Source organism: Mycobacterium helveticum, from assembly GCF_007714205.1.
Classification (GTDB): domain Bacteria; phylum Actinomycetota; class Actinomycetes; order Mycobacteriales; family Mycobacteriaceae; genus Mycobacterium; species Mycobacterium helveticum.
The window spans coordinates 15,899-31,851 of record NZ_VMQU01000016.1 but is presented as its reverse complement, the minus strand read 5'-3'; the positions used below and the strand labels follow the sequence as shown (position 1 = coordinate 31,851).

At 67.5% G+C, this 15,953-nt stretch carries 14 protein-coding genes and 1 pseudogene; 7 read left to right on the top strand and 8 right to left on the bottom strand.

The window, feature by feature from the left end; genetic code table 11:
* Positions 1 to 7 precede the first annotated feature (7 nt).
* The 4 genes from FPZ47_RS05940 to FPZ47_RS05925 all read left to right on the top strand — a co-directional run bounded on the left by FPZ47_RS05940 (position 8) and on the right by FPZ47_RS05925 (position 4,059).
* Positions 8 to 1,174 carry a virulence factor Mce family protein gene (locus FPZ47_RS05940; RefSeq protein ID WP_246133301.1) on the top strand — a complete coding sequence of 389 codons (1,167 nt, stop codon included), beginning with the start codon at positions 8 to 10 and terminating at the stop codon, positions 1,172 to 1,174.
* Positions 1,168 to 2,718: an MCE family protein gene (locus tag FPZ47_RS05935; protein ID WP_144949622.1), complete on the top strand. Its 1,551-nt coding sequence runs from the start codon at positions 1,168 to 1,170 to the stop codon at positions 2,716 to 2,718. The genes FPZ47_RS05940 and FPZ47_RS05935 overlap by 7 nt, the downstream gene beginning before the upstream one ends.
* Positions 2,719 to 2,995: 277 nt before the next feature.
* Positions 2,996 to 3,514: a type II toxin-antitoxin system Phd/YefM family antitoxin gene (locus FPZ47_RS05930; protein ID WP_144949624.1), complete on the top strand. Its 519-nt coding sequence runs from the start codon at positions 2,996 to 2,998 to the stop codon at positions 3,512 to 3,514.
* 92 nt (positions 3,515 to 3,606) lie between these two features.
* On the top strand, positions 3,607 to 4,059 hold the full coding sequence (locus FPZ47_RS05925; RefSeq protein WP_144949626.1) for a universal stress protein: 453 nt from the start codon (positions 3,607 to 3,609) through the stop codon (positions 4,057 to 4,059).
* 26 nt (positions 4,060 to 4,085) lie between these two features.
* Here FPZ47_RS05925 and FPZ47_RS05920 read toward each other — a convergent pair whose 3' ends face one another.
* From FPZ47_RS05920 to FPZ47_RS05885, 8 genes and pseudogenes are all read right to left on the bottom strand, one after another.
* Positions 4,086 to 4,691 (bottom strand): hypothetical protein, encoded by a 606-nt coding sequence (locus FPZ47_RS05920; protein WP_144949628.1) that lies wholly within the window; start codon positions 4,689 to 4,691, stop codon positions 4,086 to 4,088.
* A 254-nt stretch (positions 4,692 to 4,945) separates the two neighbouring features.
* Entirely contained in the window at positions 4,946 to 6,430 is a 1,485-nt protein-coding gene (locus tag FPZ47_RS05915) for an aldehyde dehydrogenase family protein (RefSeq protein WP_144949630.1), read from the bottom strand.
* Between the two features lie 90 nt (positions 6,431 to 6,520).
* Entirely contained in the window at positions 6,521 to 7,735 is a 1,215-nt protein-coding gene (locus FPZ47_RS05910; RefSeq protein WP_144949632.1) for a cytochrome P450, read from the bottom strand.
* 20 nt (positions 7,736 to 7,755) lie between these two features.
* A pseudogene (locus tag FPZ47_RS05905) lies at positions 7,756 to 8,634 on the bottom strand (SDR family NAD(P)-dependent oxidoreductase); the annotation flags it as partial.
* The gene (locus FPZ47_RS05900; RefSeq protein ID WP_144949636.1) at positions 8,627 to 9,778 is read right to left on the bottom strand and encodes a spirocyclase AveC family protein; all 1,152 of its coding nucleotides are present in this window, start codon (positions 9,776 to 9,778) and stop codon (positions 8,627 to 8,629) included. The pseudogene FPZ47_RS05905 and the gene FPZ47_RS05900, both read right to left, overlap by 8 nt.
* Before the next feature lie 3 nt (positions 9,779 to 9,781).
* Positions 9,782 to 10,900, bottom strand: a complete 1,119-nt coding sequence (locus FPZ47_RS05895) for an ABC transporter substrate-binding protein (RefSeq protein ID WP_144949638.1) — start codon at positions 10,898 to 10,900, stop codon at positions 9,782 to 9,784.
* Positions 10,901 to 10,978: 78 nt separating this feature from the next.
* Positions 10,979 to 11,830: a CbbQ/NirQ/NorQ/GpvN family protein gene (locus tag FPZ47_RS05890; RefSeq protein WP_144949640.1), complete on the bottom strand. Its 852-nt coding sequence runs from the start codon at positions 11,828 to 11,830 to the stop codon at positions 10,979 to 10,981.
* A gap of 127 nt (positions 11,831 to 11,957) precedes the next feature.
* Complete coding sequence (locus FPZ47_RS05885) at positions 11,958 to 13,601, bottom strand: nitric oxide reductase activation protein NorD (RefSeq protein ID WP_210419840.1); 1,644 nt, start codon at positions 13,599 to 13,601, stop codon at positions 11,958 to 11,960.
* 150 nt (positions 13,602 to 13,751) lie between these two features.
* Here FPZ47_RS05885 and FPZ47_RS05880 point away from each other — a divergent pair, with 150 nt between their 5' ends.
* Genes FPZ47_RS05880 through FPZ47_RS05870 form a run of 3 tightly spaced genes read left to right on the top strand, consistent with a single transcriptional unit; the run spans position 13,752 to position 15,933 of the window.
* Entirely contained in the window at positions 13,752 to 14,732 is a 981-nt protein-coding gene (locus FPZ47_RS05880; protein ID WP_144949671.1) for an SDR family NAD(P)-dependent oxidoreductase, read from the top strand.
* 2 nt (positions 14,733 to 14,734) lie between these two features.
* Complete coding sequence (locus FPZ47_RS05875; protein WP_144949644.1) at positions 14,735 to 15,259, top strand: nuclear transport factor 2 family protein; 525 nt, start codon at positions 14,735 to 14,737, stop codon at positions 15,257 to 15,259.
* Positions 15,260 to 15,285: 26 nt separating this feature from the next.
* The gene (locus FPZ47_RS05870; protein ID WP_144949646.1) at positions 15,286 to 15,933 is read left to right on the top strand and encodes a nitroreductase family protein; all 648 of its coding nucleotides are present in this window, start codon (positions 15,286 to 15,288) and stop codon (positions 15,931 to 15,933) included.
* Positions 15,934 to 15,953 lie beyond the last annotated feature (20 nt).

The following is a 15,953-nucleotide window of genomic DNA, read 5'->3' as shown; positions in this document are numbered from 1 at the left end:
AAAGAGTTTGCGCTCCTTCGGTATTCGGCTCCGACACCGGACCTGGCAGGGGGTGGCGCTACTGGGCGCCGCCGTGGCACTGACCTCCTGCGCGAGTTGGCGCGGCATCGCCAACGTGCCGATGCCCGGTGGCCCCGGCAGCGGGCCCGGCTCCTACATCATCTACGTGCAGATGCCCGACACGCTGGCCCTCAACGACAACAGCCGGGTGCGGGTGGCCGACGTCTTCGTCGGCACGGTGCGTGCGATCAGCCTGAAGAACTGGGTCGCCACGCTGACGCTGCGGGTGGACAAGAACGTCAAGTTACCCAGGAACGCCACCGCCAAGATCGGGCAGACGAGCCTCCTGGGTTCCCAGCACATAGAGCTGGCGGCGCCACCCGACCCGTCCCCGGAGCCGCTCAAGGACGGCGACACCATCCCGCTGAAGAACGCGTCCACCTACCCCACGACCGAGCAGACCCTGGCCGCCCTCGCCATGGTCATCCGCGGAGGCGGCATCCCGAACCTCGAAGTGCTGCAGAACGAGGTGTACAACATCGTGAACGGGCGGGGCGATCAGATCCGCGCCTTCCTCGGCAAGCTGGACACCTTCACCGCGCGGCTCAACGAGCAACGCGAGGACATCACCCGCGCCATCGACTCCACGAACCGGCTGCTGGCGTACGTGGGTCCCCGCTCGGACGTCCTGGATCGCGTCCTCACCGAATTCCCGCCCCTGATCAAGCATTTCGCCGACAAGCAAAATCTTTTGATCAATGCCGTCGACGCCACCGGGCGGCTCAGCGGGGTTGCCGACCAATACCTGTCCGCCTCCCGGGGCGATCTGCACCAGGACCTGTTGGCGCTGCAGTGCCCGCTGCGTGAACTCGGCCGCGGCTCGCCGTATCTGATCCGCGCGCTCAAGCTGATGCTCGTCCGGCCGTTCGATATCGACGCCGTGCCGAAGGCCTTCCGGGGCGACTACTTCAACCTGTCGCTGACGCTCGACCTCACCATGAGCGCCGTGGACAACGCCGTCCTCACCGGGACGGGATTCTCCGGAGCGCTGCGCGCGCTCGAGCAGTCGTGGGGCCGCGACCCCGAAACGATGATCCCCGACGTCCGGTACACACCGAACCCGAACGATGCCCCGGGCGGGCCGCTGGTGGAACGGGCGGACAGACAGTGCTGACCCCCTTAATCAAGCGCCAGCTGATCCTGTTCGGCATTCTGACCTCGATCACCGCGGTCGTGCTGGGCGGGTACTACCTGCGCCTTCCCGCCGCTGCGGGGATCGGCCAGTACACGCTGCACGCAAACCTGCCCGCGTCGGGCGGTCTGTACCGGACGGCCAACGTCACTTATCGCGGTCAGACCATCGGCACGGTCACCGCCGTCGAGCCGACCGAAACGGGCGCGCGGGTGACCATGAGCATCTCCGACCGCTACCACATCCCGCTTGACGCGTCGGCGAACGTGCATTCGGTGTCGGCGGTGGGCGAGCAGTATCTGGACCTGGTGTCCGCGGGCAAGCCGGGCAAGTACTTCGCGGCGGGGCAAACCATCAACAGGGGCACCGTGCCCACCGATATCGGGCCGGCGCTGGACGCCGCGAACCGCGGGCTGGCGGCCCTGCCCAAGGAGAAGATCGCCGCGTTGCTGGACGAGACGGCCCAGGCTGTCGGCGGATTGGGCCCCGCGCTGCAACGACTGGTCGATGCGACGCAGGCGATCGCCGGCGACTTCAAGACCAACATCGCCGATGTCAACGACATCATCGAAAACTCCGGTCCGATCATCGACAGCCAGGTCAACTCGGGTGACTCGATCGAGCGCTGGTCGCACAACCTGGACATCCTGGCCGCGCAGAGCGCCCAAAGCGACCAGCACGTGCAAAGCATCCTGACGCAAGCGGCGCCGACGGCCGATCAGGTCAACGCGGTGTTCAACGACATCCGAGACGCGCTGCCGCAGACACTGGCGAACCTCGAGATCGTGCTGGACATGCTCAAGCGCTACCACAAGGGCGTCGAGCAATTGCTGGTCGCCTATCCGCAGGGCGCCGCGGAGGGCCAGACGGTGACGACGGCTTTCCCGGGCTATGCATCTTTGGGCACGCATTTGACGATCAACCAGCCCCCGCCGTGTCTCACGGGCTTTCTACCGGCACCTCAGTGGCGGTCCCCCGCGGACACCAGCCTGGCCCCGATGCCGTCCGGAACTTATTGCAGGATCCCGCAGGACACTCCGGCCAACGACGTGCGCGGGGCACGCAACCTGCCGTGCGTCGACGTCCCCGGCAAGCGCGCGGCGACGCCGCGGGATTGCCGCGATCCCAAGCCCTACGTTCCGCTGGGCACCAACCCGTGGTACGGCGACCCCAACCAGATCCTCACCTGCCCCGCGCCGGCGGCACGCTGTGATCAGCCGGTGAAGCCGGGTCAGGTGATTCAGGCACCCTCGGTCGACAACGGCCTCAACCCGGCGCCGTCGGACAGGGTGGCGGGGACGCCGCCCCCGGTCAGCGACGCGCTGCAGCGGCCGGGGGCGGGGACCGTCGAATGCAACGGGCAGCAGCCAAATCCCTGCGTCTACACCCCCGGTGCGCCGCCCGCGGCGATCTACAGCCCGCAGAGCGGCGAACTGGTGGGGCCCGACGGTGTCAGGTACGCGGTGGAGAACTCGGTGAAGACGGCAGACGACGGATGGAAGGACATGCTGGCGCCGGCCGGCTGAGCCGCACCGGCTCCATCGCCGGCGGTGGTGGCACCAACGCCCTTGCCTTACAGTGCTGTTCGCGTCGGTGCGCCGAGCGGCGGCGACTGAGGCCGTTCGTGCCCGCCGACCTGGTCGTGTGGCTTTCCCGGCTCGCGGTCAGGTCGCGGCGCAACCATTGACACTGACCGCACGTACAGTCATATACTGGCCCCGGGCGGCCGGGCCCGGTCCGCCCGGCACAGGCGGCCGCTTCAACTCCTCACCGCCGGCCGAGGAACACAGGAATCGGGGCGCAATGCGCGAAGTGATCGGCCTGGGCCAACTCCGGAACGCCGCGTGTGCGTACCTCGGGCGGGTCGCCGCCGGGGAGACGATCGACGTAGTCCGTCGCGGCAAGCTGGTGGCACGGATCGTGCCGGTCGGCGCCTGGAGGGTGGCTCCGATCCCGGCGCGGTCGGTCACCGACGGGGTGCCGGACGCCACGGGATGGGTCGGCCTCGAGGACCTGCGCAAGCGTGCCGGGCAGTGCTTCGATCGCGTCGCGGCCGGGGAGACGATCTATGTCGTCCGGGGCGGCAGGTTGCTGGCGCGGATCGTGTCGGCCGGTGAGTCGAGCACGGCCCTCGTCGTGCCGGACTCCGGTCGGCGAATCGGACTCGACGAGTTGCGCAAGCGCGCGGGGCGCTACTTCGACACGGTTGCCGCGGGCCAGCCCATCGAGGTCACCCGTGGCGGCAAGCTCGTCGCTCGCATCGTGTCCGCCGCCGCCGGGGACGCCGTGTGCGACGACCTATCGGTGGCGGTACGTCGTTAGCGAGCGGGGTAATCACCGGCCACGCTCACACGGGCGTCTTACCGCGGCGGCCCCGCGTTACCGGCGCCGAGAGGAATGCGAGGCGAGGTCACATGAAGGTCTATCAGACCGTGGTCGTCGGCACCGACGGGTCCGAGTCGTCGCTGCGTGCGGTCGACCGGGCCGCCGCGATCGCCTCCGAGTCGAACGCGAAACTGATCATCGCGACCGGGTTCTTCCCCCGCAAGGACGACGCGCGCGCGGCCGATGTCCTCGGGGAAGAGGGCTACAAGGTGCACGGCAACGCGCCGATCTACGCGATCTTGCGCGACGCCCGCGACCGGGCCAAGGCGGCCGGCGCCGAGAACATCGAGGAACGGCCGATCGAGGAGGCTCCGGTGCATGCGTTGGTGGATCTCGCCGAGACGGTCGGCGCCGACTTGCTGGTGGTCGGCAATGTGGGGTTGGACGCCCGCTCCGCGCTCATCGCTCGGGTATTCTCCGTCCCGGGAAGTATTGCCACCAAGGCCACGATCGACGTGCTGATCGTCCATACCACGGGCTGAGCCGACGGCTTATCGGGCGGTCACGCTCATCGCGTGAACGGGATCGGCTCGCGGGGCTCGTTGCCGTACCGGTCCCACCATTGGAACAGGCTATTCATATCGGGACCGTCGTGGACGTTGAGGAGCAGCAACTCGCGATCGCGTGTCCATTCGATGTCGGGGGCGCCTTGGTAGGTGCCACAAAAGATCTGGCCCGCGACCAACCACGGCGTCGCGGTGTAGTGCCAGGTGCTCGGCGAGTCGCCCATACCCGGGCACGGGGCCGGCTCGTAGTCGGGCCCACGACCGGTCAGGTCGTCCTGGAAGGCGCGGTTCAGCGAATCCGGATCGGCGAACAACATGAAACGACCGCCCACGGGACTGCTCAGCCCGGCATTCTGGCCGCACTTGAGGCCGGCAAGCGAGCCGGCGGGCCGGTTGCGGGCGGTCTCGCAGGAGGGCCCGCCGAACCCGTAGGGCAACTCCTCGATGATGCGCTGCTCGTCGGGACTGAACCGGGTTGCCGCCGCCGGTTCGGTGCCGGCGTGCGTCAGCACGCCGAACCCGGCCACCACGGTCAGCGCGCCCAGAACGCTTTTGTGCCGCCGACCGCGGGATCGTGGGGTGGTGGGACCACGGTGACTGCTTCGCATCACTGACTCCTCTGACGGGCGGTCGGAATGCCCGCCGACTCTGCCGCCGCCGACGCCGGCGAAAAGGACACTGTAGGGGATATACGACCCTTTGCCAGTCCCGCACGAGGGCCTAAAGTCGCGCCGTCCCAGGACGTTGGTCATCGTCGCATATGGTCCGCCAGTTCGGCTCGGGACACACTTGCGCCGCGGTGCGGGCACGGCGCGTCGGTCACCGCGTTCTCCGCGCGCGTGAACGGCGTCAGCCGAAGGCGTCACCCGGCGGGATACGCCACGGCCTTGATCTCGGTGTACTGGTCGAAGCCGGCCACACCGTTCTGGCGTCCCACCCCGCTGTACTTGTAACCGCCGAACGGTGTGTCGGCGCCGTACGGAGCGCCGCCGTTGACGCCCATGAAGCCGGCCCGGATCCGGCGGGCCACGGCCAGCGAGCGCTCCAGCGAGCCCGACATCACGTTGCCGGCCAGCCCGTACTTGCTGTCGTTGGCGATGCGGATCGCGTCCTCCTCGTCGTCGAAGGGGATGACCGCCAGCACGGGGCCGAAGATCTCCTCCCGGGCGATCGTCATGGAGTTGTCGACGTCGACGAAAAGCGTTGGGCGGACGAAGAATCCCTTGTCAAACCCAGTCGGCGCATCCGGGCCGCCGACCAGCGCCGTGGCGCCCTCCTCGACGCCCTTGCGGATGTAGCCCATCACACGGTCGCGCTGTAACTCCGAGATCACCGGACCGCACAGGGTTCCCGGGTCCTGCGGGTCACCGCACGTGACGTTCTCGTAGATGCTCTGGAGAATCGCCACGCCCTCGTCATAGCGGGACCGCGGCAACAGCATCCGGGTCGGGTTCGCACAGCCCTGCCCGGCGTGCATGCACGGCGCGATGCCGATGGCGCAGGCCATCCCGAAATCGGCGTCCTCCAGGACGATGGTGGCCGACTTGCCGCCGAGCTCCAGAAACAGCCGCTTCATGGTCGCCGCGCCTTTTTCCATGATCCGCTGGCCGACCACGGTCGAGCCCGTGAACGAGATCAGGTCGACCTTCGGCGACAGCGTGAGTTCTTCGCCGACAAGGTGATCCGACGCGGTGACGACGTTGACGACGCCCGGCGGGATGTCGGTCTTCTCGGCGATGAGCCGGCCGAGCCGGGTCGCGTTGAACGGGGTGTTCGGGGCCGGCTTGAGCACCACGGTGTTGCCGGTGCCCAGCGCCTGGCCCAGCTTGTTGAGGGTGACCTCGAACGGGAAGTTCCACGGCACGATCGCGCCGACCACACCGACCGGTTCGCGCCAGACCTTGCGGGTGGTCAGCGTGCCGGTCAGGCTGATCACCTTGTCCCCGAGGTCGGTTTCCCAGGCGTACTCGTCGATGAGCCTGGCGGGGTATTTCAGACCGTCCTCCAGCGGGGCATCCAGCTGGGGCCCGAACGTGATGGCCCGGGGCGAGCCGACTTCGAGGATGAGCTCCTCGCGCAGCTCCTCCTTCTCCGATTCGATCGCCTCGTGCAGCTGCAGCAGGCAACGCTTGCGCAGCTCGCGGTTGGTCGACCAGTCCGTCTCGTCGAAGGCGCGCCGCGCGGCGTCGATGGCGCGGTGCATGTCCTCCTTCGACGCGTCGGCGACCTCGCCGAGGCTCTCCTCGGTGGCCGGGTTGATGTTGGTGAAGGTGCCGGCCCGGCCCTCGACGAGCTTGCCGTCGATCATCATCTTGGGCTCGAAGCGGACCTTTACAGCCTCGGTCATATCTGTCACTCTCTGCTGGGTCGTTGAGGGGCTACGGAGAGCCTTACCGGAAACTAGCCGATTGGCAAGGTGCAGCCTGCGCGAGGTGGGCTATCGGGGGTCGAACCGCACCGGCAGCGACGTCGGCGACCGGAAGACCTGCCCGCGGATATGCGGATCGTCGCCGTCGGGGTCCAGGCGCAGATTCGGCAGCCGGTCGAGCAAAAGGTTGACCGCGGTGCGCATCTCGAGCCGCGCCAGGTGCATGCCGAGACAGACGTGCACGCCGTGGCCCCACCCGAGGTGCGCCCTGGGCGCGCGGAAGATGTCGAAGGTGTCCGGGTCCGGGTAGCGATCCTCCTGACGGTTGGCGGCCCCGAGCATCGGCATCACCGTCGAGCCCGCCGGTATCGGCACCCCGCCGAGTTCGGTGTCGCGGGTGGCGACCCGGGTGATGGTCAGCAGCGGCGGCTCCCAGCGCACCGCCTCCTCGATGGCCTGCGGCAGCAGCGACCGGTCGGCGCGGACGGCGTTCAACTGCGCGGGGTCCGACAGCAGCGCGAACAGCAGGTTGCCCAGCGAACGGTACGTCGTCTCCACCCCGGCGGGCAGCAGCAATCGCAGAAACGAGTAGATCTCCTCGTCCTCGAGCTTCTCTCCATCGATCTCGGCCTGGGCCAGCCCGCTGATCAGGTCGTCCTTCGGCTCGGCGCGGCGGGATGTGAGGATCGGTGCGAAGTAGTCGCACAGCGCGGCCGACGCCGCAAGGCCGCGTTCGGGGTTCAGGATCCAGCTGAGCAACGAGATGGACCAGCGCTGGAACTGTGGGTAATCCTGCTGCGGCAGGCCCAGTAGGCCCGCGATGATCTGGCTCGGATAGTCGAAGGTGAACTCCTTGACCAGGTCGGCCTTGCCGTTGGCCGCGAACTTGTCGATCAGGCTGTTGCCGACGCGCCCGACCAGCTCGTCCTCCCAACGCGCCAAAGCCTTCTGCGAGAAAGCCTTTGACACCAGTGACCGCAGCCGGCCGTGCACAGGTTCGTCCATGCCCAGCATCACGCGTTCCCCCAGTACCGGGCCGAATGCCGCGATCACGGCCGCCGACGAGAACGTCTCGTTGTCGCGCAGCATCTGCTGGGCTTCCTCGTAGCGGTAGACGATGAAGACCGGCTTGGACTCCTCATGCGGCATCCCGGAGACATCCAGGCGCTGGATCGGCTCCTCGCGGCGCAGCCGCGCCAACTCCGTGTAGGGGTCGCGCACGTCGCCGGAGACCGCGTCATCGAAGGCGCCGAAGTCATCCAGGTCGTCGAAAAGCCGTTCCATTAATGCTCCTCAGTTTCCTTCGGCACCGCGCCGCCCCGCAGCGAACCTTGTCTGGGTATGCCGAGCATGATCCGCGACACGTGGTGCATTCCCGAAGCCGGGAGAAGCCTGTTGAGCACCAACAGTATCGAGGCGTCGGGGCCCACGCCGCGGCGGCGGAACGGCTTCTGGTCACCCAGGGCTTTGAGCAGGCCGTCGGTGAACCGCTCGGGTGGCCGCGCCAGTTTCATCGCGGCCCTCCCCCGGGTGTTCATGGTGTTGTGCAGCCGGGCATACGGGCCGGCGAAGTCGCGGTTATCCGTGGTGCCCGCGTCGGTGATGATGTCGGTGTCGTAGGTGCCCGCCACCAGAACGGTGACGCCGAGGCCGAACGGCGCGATCTCGCAGGCCATCGACTCGCCCCACCGCTCCAGCGCCCCCTTGGCCGCCGAGTACGGCGCGGTGGCAGGCTGGCCCCGCACCCCGGCCGCGCTGGACACCAGCACGATGCGGCCCTCCCCCACCGCGCGCATGGACGGCAGCAACGCCTTGGTGAGTTCGACCGGGCCCGTAACGCTGGTGGCGAACATGTTCTGCCACAACACTGTATCGGTCTCCTCCACCATCCCGGCCGCGGATATGCCCGCGTTGTGGACGATGGCGTACGGCACTCCGACGGCGTCCTGTATCGCCTTGGCCGCCCGGGCTACCGAGGCGGCATCCACCAGGTCGAGCTGGACGCCGATCAGGCGATCGTCGTCTGCCCGGTCCCCGGTGGCCGCGCGCAGCAGCGGCATCCCGTTGTCCGGGTTCCGCATCGCCGCAACGACCCGCCACCCCCCGCGGTGCAGGCGTACCGCCGACGCGAAGCCGAGGCCGCGCGACGCACCGGTGATCACCACCGTGCGCGGCTCAGCCATTCGCGCCCGGTGACGAAGAAGCCGCGCAGGGGCCTCGACCCGGCGGCGGGGGGTCGACGTGCGGCCTCCCGTTCGGCTCCCCACTGGCCCAGGTCGACCAGATACCGACCGAGTAGGGTCCTGGCGCGCCGGCCTTCTCGTAATATCCTTGCGGGTCATAGGCTTTGGCTTCCGGATACGGCCACGGGCACGCCACGGAGGTGGCGGCGTGGGTGATCTTGATGACGGCGAACCAGGCCCCGTAGGCGAAGTAGGACACGTTGATGATGGCGAACATCACCAGGAACGTGCCCAGCACCGGGCGGGCCGGGAAGAGCTTGGCTTTCGCGGCGAGCTTCTCGGCAACCGATTTACCGGTGTCGTCGCGGTAGCACAGGATCGCAGCCGGGACCATCACGAAGGTCACCGAGAACGACTCCCAGATCAGCGGGAATTGGAATGTTGTGCCGGTGAACAGCGAGCCCCACGGGATGACCTGCGAATAGATGTACATGCCGGTGTGGACGAGCTGGATCTCCAGCCACGCATCGAAAACAAAGCCGATGACACAGGTCAGCGCGCCCAGGCTGAGCAATGGGTGTCGCGACACGAAACCCTCGGGCCCGTGGCGCGCCTGCAGCTTGCGCAGGATCCAGATCGCCGGGAAGTAGGGGCCGAAATAGAAAGTGACGTAGCCGAAGACGACGAACGGTTCGACGGTCGGCGACAAAGACACCAGCGGCCACGACTCCGGCCAGTGGATGAGATCGGGGTTGTAGACCGCGAACGGCGCCCAGTTCATGATCGGGTCCTGCCACACGATCAGCGTCGTGCACAAAAACATCAGCATCACCGGGCTGCCCGGATTGCGGCGCCAGCCGACGATGAAGACCACCAACAGCACGATCAGCATGATCACGGTGGAGATCTGCAGGAACGCGATGTAATCCAAGCCGAAGAGGAACTTGACCGGCCGGGGCCGGCCCTGCACGTTCGGGTTGGCGACGCGCGGGTCGAGGGCGACGCGGCAGTTCGCGATGAAGAACAGCGCGAACGCCGCCAAGGCGGCGCCGGCGACCCATCCGCCCCAGCCGCGTTTTCGGTCTCCGTGCGGCCCGGCGCGCTTCTCGGCTGCTTCCAGCGGCAAGGATTGCTCCGTGGACACGAGTCAGCCGTCCTCTCCGAAGCGGTCGACCAGATGGGAGTTGACGCCGTCGGCGTCGAGGGTCCGGGCTACCAGATAGCCGGCGCCCATCCAGGCCCGCCGCGTCCATTTGCCGAACGACACCCGGGTGCCGGGGGCGCCCGCGGCGGCGGGCATCATCTTCACCCGCTCCAGCGCCTCCTTGACGCCACGCGGGCTGAGCGGGTGGGCGCCGGTGAAGGCGCGCACCAGCGTGGCGGCGACGTCACGGTTGACCACGGGCACGCAATACTCGGGGCGCCGACCGCCGTATTTTGCGGCGTAGCGGTCGAGGAAGTCCTGGCCGAGCCGGTTCTCCTCGTCGTACTGGTCGACGCCGATCCAGCCCATGAACGCGTTCCACATGATCGGGTTCACCCACGCGTTCTGGAAGGCCGTTGTCGTGAACCGCGGCGGGTCCCAATCGACGGCCTGCAGCGCGGGATTGATGAACACGATCCCGAAGCCGAAGCCCAGGTGCACGATAGCTTCCGCCTTCGCGTCGTGCAGGGTGCGCACGGCGTCGTTGATGTCCTGCGCGGTCTGCGCGATGGCCGCTTCGGCGACGATGCGAATTCCCTTGCGCCGGCACGCGTCACGGAGATTCTTCAGGTAGCTTTCGCCGATCAGGTTCTGCTCGACGAGAACGCCGATTTCGGTGAGCCCGCGCTTGGCCGCCAGGTCCGCGATGAAGATCGGTTCGTCGGTCATCGAGCCCTGCGGGAACGCGAACGTCCACTCGCCCAACCAGTCGTCGGTGCCGGTGACGCTGACCGCGGGGACCTTGAACCGTTCCTCGATCGCTTCGCGGGTGGGCACGCAGTTGTCGGTGATGTGCGGTCCGAACACCACCAGGCAGCCTTCGTCGACGAGTTCCCCGAAAGCATCGATCACCGCCTTGACCGATCCCTTGGGCAGGCCCTCCACCTCCCGGTAGACCATCTGTACGGGTCGGTCCAGCGACGCCGATTCGACGGCTTCGTCGAATATGAGGTCGAAGCACCGCGTGAAGTCGGCCTTCATCTCCTCGGGAAACTGCGGCGGGAGCGTGAAGTCCATCAAGTAGCCGACCTTGATCGGTTCTGCGCTGCTTTCGTAGGACATCTGACCTCCCGGCGGCAACCGCCCGCGCGACTGCAAACCTAATATTTGTTCAGACCTTAGCCGCGGCGTTATGCAGCGTCAATCGTCTGACGCACGCGCCGCACCCAGGTAGATATCGATCATCTCGCCCAGAGCCCTACCCACGGCCACGTCGTCGGTGAGCGGCCCGGCGATGGCCGCCCGGGCCGCCTCTCGCATCGTGATGCCCTCCGCGACGAGCCGCCCCGCCGCGATCAGGACGCGGGTCGACGCGACCTCACGCAACCCGCCGGTTTCCAGCCGGCGGATGGCCTGGCCGAAACGGACCAGTTCGGCGGCGGTGCCATTGTCCACACCCGCCTCGTGGGCGACGATACCCTCTTCGATTTCGGCTGCGGGAAAATCGAATTCGACGGCCACCATCCGCTGACGCGTGGAATCCTTGAGGTCCTTGAGCACGCTTTGATAGCCGGGGTTGTAGGACACCACGAGGCCGAATCCCGGCGCCGCGTCCAGCGTGACGCCGAGACGCTCGATGGGCAGTTGCCGCCGGTGATCCGCAAGCGGGTGCAGCACCACGGTGGTGTCCTGCCTGGCTTCCACCACTTCGTCGAGGTAACAGATCGCCCCTTCCCGCACCGCCCGGGTCAGCGGGCCGTCCACCCACACCGTCTCGTCGCCCTGCAGCAGATACCGACCGACAAGGTCCGCGGTGGTGAGGTCGTCGTGACAGGCCACGGTGATCAGCGGCCGGCCGAGATCGTAGGCCATCGCCTCGACGAACCTGGTCTTCCCGCAACCCGTCGGCCCCTTCAGGAGGAGCGTCAGACCCTGGCGGTACGCCGCCTTGAAGATGGCCTCTTCGTGGCCGAGCGCCTTGTAGTAGGGCCGCGCCCCCTCCGCCTCGGGGATCACGCCGTTGCGGTATGCAAGCCCGCGCTCGTCGACCATAGCTTCCCTTCTGCCGCCCACGGTGACTGCAGCCTAACCGGAACAGATTTTTGTTTCAAGGCCGTTGCGCCCGCTCTGACCCGGAGTCGGAGCGTCAAGTGCATTGCGGGACAGTGCAAACAGGCCGTCAAGACACCCGCCGCCGGACCTCGGCCGAGCGTAGCGCGGAACGGAACAGCGGTCCGATCACATTGCCGAGCCGATCCGGGTGCGCGATCGTCGCATGTGCGGTGCTTCCAAAGGCTCTGCGCAGCGACGCCACGTCGGTTCCCGCGCCGATCGTCAGGCATACGCAGCCGGTGCCGCGCCGGCGGGCCTCGATCAAGGCGCGACGCGCGTCCGCGGCACCATAGGCCCGCTCGTACCCGTGGTCGTACGCAAGTCCGTCGGACAGCACCACCAGCAGCCGCCGTGACGTACCGCCGCGCGCCTCCACGACCGCCGCGCCGTGGCGGATGGCCGCACCGAGGCGGGAGTACGCGCCGGGTTCCAAACTGTTGAGCCGCTTCATGACCCGGGAGTCGAGATGGTCGTCGAATCGTTTCACGGGCACCATGCTCACGGCGCGGCGGCCCTGCGAGTAATAGGCGTACAGCGCGACGCGGTCACCGAGGTCGTGCAGCGCGACCATGAGGTTGGCGACCGCCACACGCTGTTGTTCGTGCACCGTCCGCCCAGATGTTCCGGGCTCCGCCGCCGACCCCGATACGTCGAGAAGCAGCAGTACCGACAGGTCACGGCGGCGCCGCATGCTGTCCAGGTACACCGCCTCGTCGGGAACCGACCCGGCCAGCGCCTCGACGCGGGCCTCGACTGCGGCGTCGATGTCGATGTCATCGCCCTGCGACTGGCGGCGGCGTCGTTGCAGACCCATCCCGAGCCGTGACAGCGGGCGCCGCACCCCGACGGCGTCGTCGATCGCGTGCGTCGCCGATACCTCGACCTTCGGCTCGCCCTCACGCACGGTGCACCATGCGCGCCGGTAGCTTTTGCGCGTGACGTCCCATTCCGGATATGTCGCTGCATCCGCGGCGATCAGGGCGCGCTCGTCCTTGATGTCCTCGCTCGACGTCGAGGCCAGCGAAGACACGGCGTGCAGTCCGCGAATCGCGGAGTTCGTCCGGTGCGTGGGGGCGTCGGCGCCGGGCGGTCCGCCGCCACTGCCGGTCTTACGCGCCGACGACAACATCTTCTTCAGCCACTTGCCCAGGAAGCCGCCTCCGCCGACGGGGCTGGTGAACATGTCCGGGTCGTCCGAAGCGTCTATCCGACCGTCGTCCAACTCTTCTCGCTCCTTCCCGGCACCGCGGCGCGGGACATGCCGGGTGTCTGGCTCGTCGTGTCGGGCCGCCCTGGAGCATGCGGCCAGCACCTTCGCCGCCCGGATCACGCCGAACTCCGGTGCGGGGTCGTCGATGCCGGACCGGCCTTCGGCGAGCCTCAGCGAGTCGGCGGGCGAGTCGCTGCGACTCGCGATGTCGTGGTTGCCCAACGATGCCAAAAAGGCGGGCAATACATCGCTATTGGCGACGAGTGCGCGGTGGCCCTCGATCGCCAGGTAGCGCCTGGCCAGCCGGGGATGTCGGTGCAGACACCGCATGACGTCGGGGTCCAGGCTGGCGGCGGCGATCATCGAGGCCTGTACGGCAACGGACTCGAAGGCTCGCGTGTGAGCGTCGAGGAAAATGGTCTGGCCGTCGGTCCACGGGGCTTCGCCCGGTTTGGTTTCGGCCACCGCCACGGTTCGCCCCGCAAGGACGGACGCGAGCATGCCGAGGACATGCAGGTGGTCGCCACGGACCTCGCTCGGCACACTCGACCCCCGGGAACGCGTTGACCAAATATCTGTTCCACCGTAGAGTCCGGTTCCATCGCAGTCAATCTCATCGGGGTGCCGACCGTGGGCGATCTGGAGCGAACAATGATCGACTTCACCGACCGCGTGGCAGTGGTCACCGGCGCCGGCCGCGGGCTCGGTCGGCTCTACGCGCTGGACTTGGCACGCCGGGGCGCCGCGGTGGTGGTCAACGATCTCGGCGGCTCGATGCGTGGGGACGGCGCCGACTCTGCTGTGGCCGACGAGGTGGTCGACGAGATCACCAAGGCCGGCGGCACCGCGATCGCCTCCTACGATTCGGTCGACAGCCCCGCGGGCGGCCAGGCGATCGTCGAGTCGGCCGTTCGTGCGTTCGGTCGACTCGACGCGGTCATCAGCAACGCGGGGATCTTCGGCAGCGTGCCGTTCGAAGACCTCTCGCCGGAAGACTGGACGCGAATGCTGCGGGTGCATCTCGACGGCGGCTTCTACCTATCCCAGCCCGCCTACCGCGTCATGCGGAACAACGGCGGCGGACGTTTCGTGTTCATCTCGTCCTCGGCCGGAATCTTCGGTCAGCCGATGGAGGCACACTACGCCGCGGCCAAGGCCGGCCTGGTCGGGTTGACTAACGTGATCGCAATCGAAGGCGAACCACACGGAATCTTCGCCAATTCCGTCATGCCCACTGGATTCTCGCGAATCGTCAACGAAACCGTCGGCGACGAGAAGTTCCTCGCCGAATCCGGCTTCATGGGGGCCATCCGGCCCGAACTCGTCGTTCCGCTGGTGACCTTCCTGGCGAGCAGCGCCTGCACGTTCACCCACCGTAACTATTCGGCCTCCGCCGGCCGCTATGCGCGGGTGTTCGTCGGCCTGACCGAGGGCTGGCTGGCCGACGCGGACACCGAACCGACGGCGGAAGACATCGAGGCACATCTCGAGCAGATGTCATGCACGGACAGATTTTTCGTACCCACATCGATCGTCGATGAGGTGCTGGAAGTGTGTGAGCGACGCGGCATCGACGCGATGCCGGCCAACGCCGAGATCCGATTCCCCGAGTCCCAAACAGACAGGAGCTGATCGTGGACGAGGACCTGCGAAGCCGGGTCGACCGCCTCGCCGACCGCGCGGAGATCTACGACTGCATGCAGCGGTACGCGCGCGGGATCGACCGGCAAGATCGTGCGCTCCTGCGATCCGCCTACCACGACGGCGCCATCGACGACCACGTCGGATTCGTCGGCGATGTAAACGATTTCATCGACTGGGCACTCGCCTATCACAGCAACCAGACGCGATACCAGCACTATCTGCTGAACCATTCCGTCGACATCGACGGCGACGAAGCCCATGCCGAGACCTACTACCTGTTCACCGGCACCGACCGCGACCCGGCGAATCACATGACGATCTCCGGTGGTCGTTACGTCGATCGTCTGGAGCGGCGTGACGGCCGTTGGGCGATCGTCGATCGAGTCTGTCTCGTGGAATTCATGAACGAATCGCAATCGCTGCTCACCGAGGAAGCCATCGCAATGGTCCCGGGGACGCGGACTCCCCGCCACGACACGAGGGACGCCTCATACGACCGGCCGCTCGCGGCGTGACGAGCGCAGCCGGGGGTGACCACCTAATGGATATCGACTACCTCCTCACCGCCACCCGCTCGGCTCGCAAATCGCTCGACCTGGACGCGCCGGTCGACATGGGTGACATCCGCGAGTGCCTGCGCATCGGTCTGCAGGCGGCCAACGGCTCCAACCAGCAGTCGTGGCGCTGGCTGGTGGTCAGCGACCCGGCGTTGCGGGACGAGATCGCCGAGCTGTACCGGCAGTCCTATCTACTGAGGGTCGGCGGGCAACTGCTCGCCGACCTGATGCCGCCCGGCACGCCGGAGAGTCGCATCATGTCGTCGACGGAGTGGCTGGTCGAGCACCTGGCCCAGGTGCCCTTGCTGGTAATCCCTTGCTACCAGCCGTATCTGCCGCGCATCGACGGCGACGAGTCGTTTCACCAGGCCACGCTGTACGGCTCGATTTTCCCGGCGGTGTGGAACTTTCAGCTCGCCCTGCACACCCGGGGATACGGGACATGCATCACGACCCTGCACCTGCACCGCGAGCCGGAGGTCGGGCAGCTGCTCGGGATTCCGCCAGCGTATGTCCAGGGGTGCCTGCTTCCGGTGGGCCGCCTGCGGGCCGGGCATACGTTCCGGCCGGCCCGCAGGCGGCCTGTCGACGAGGTGGTCGCGCGCGACCGCTGGGACGGCCCCGCGCTCTAGGATGGGCTCGTGGACGTTGC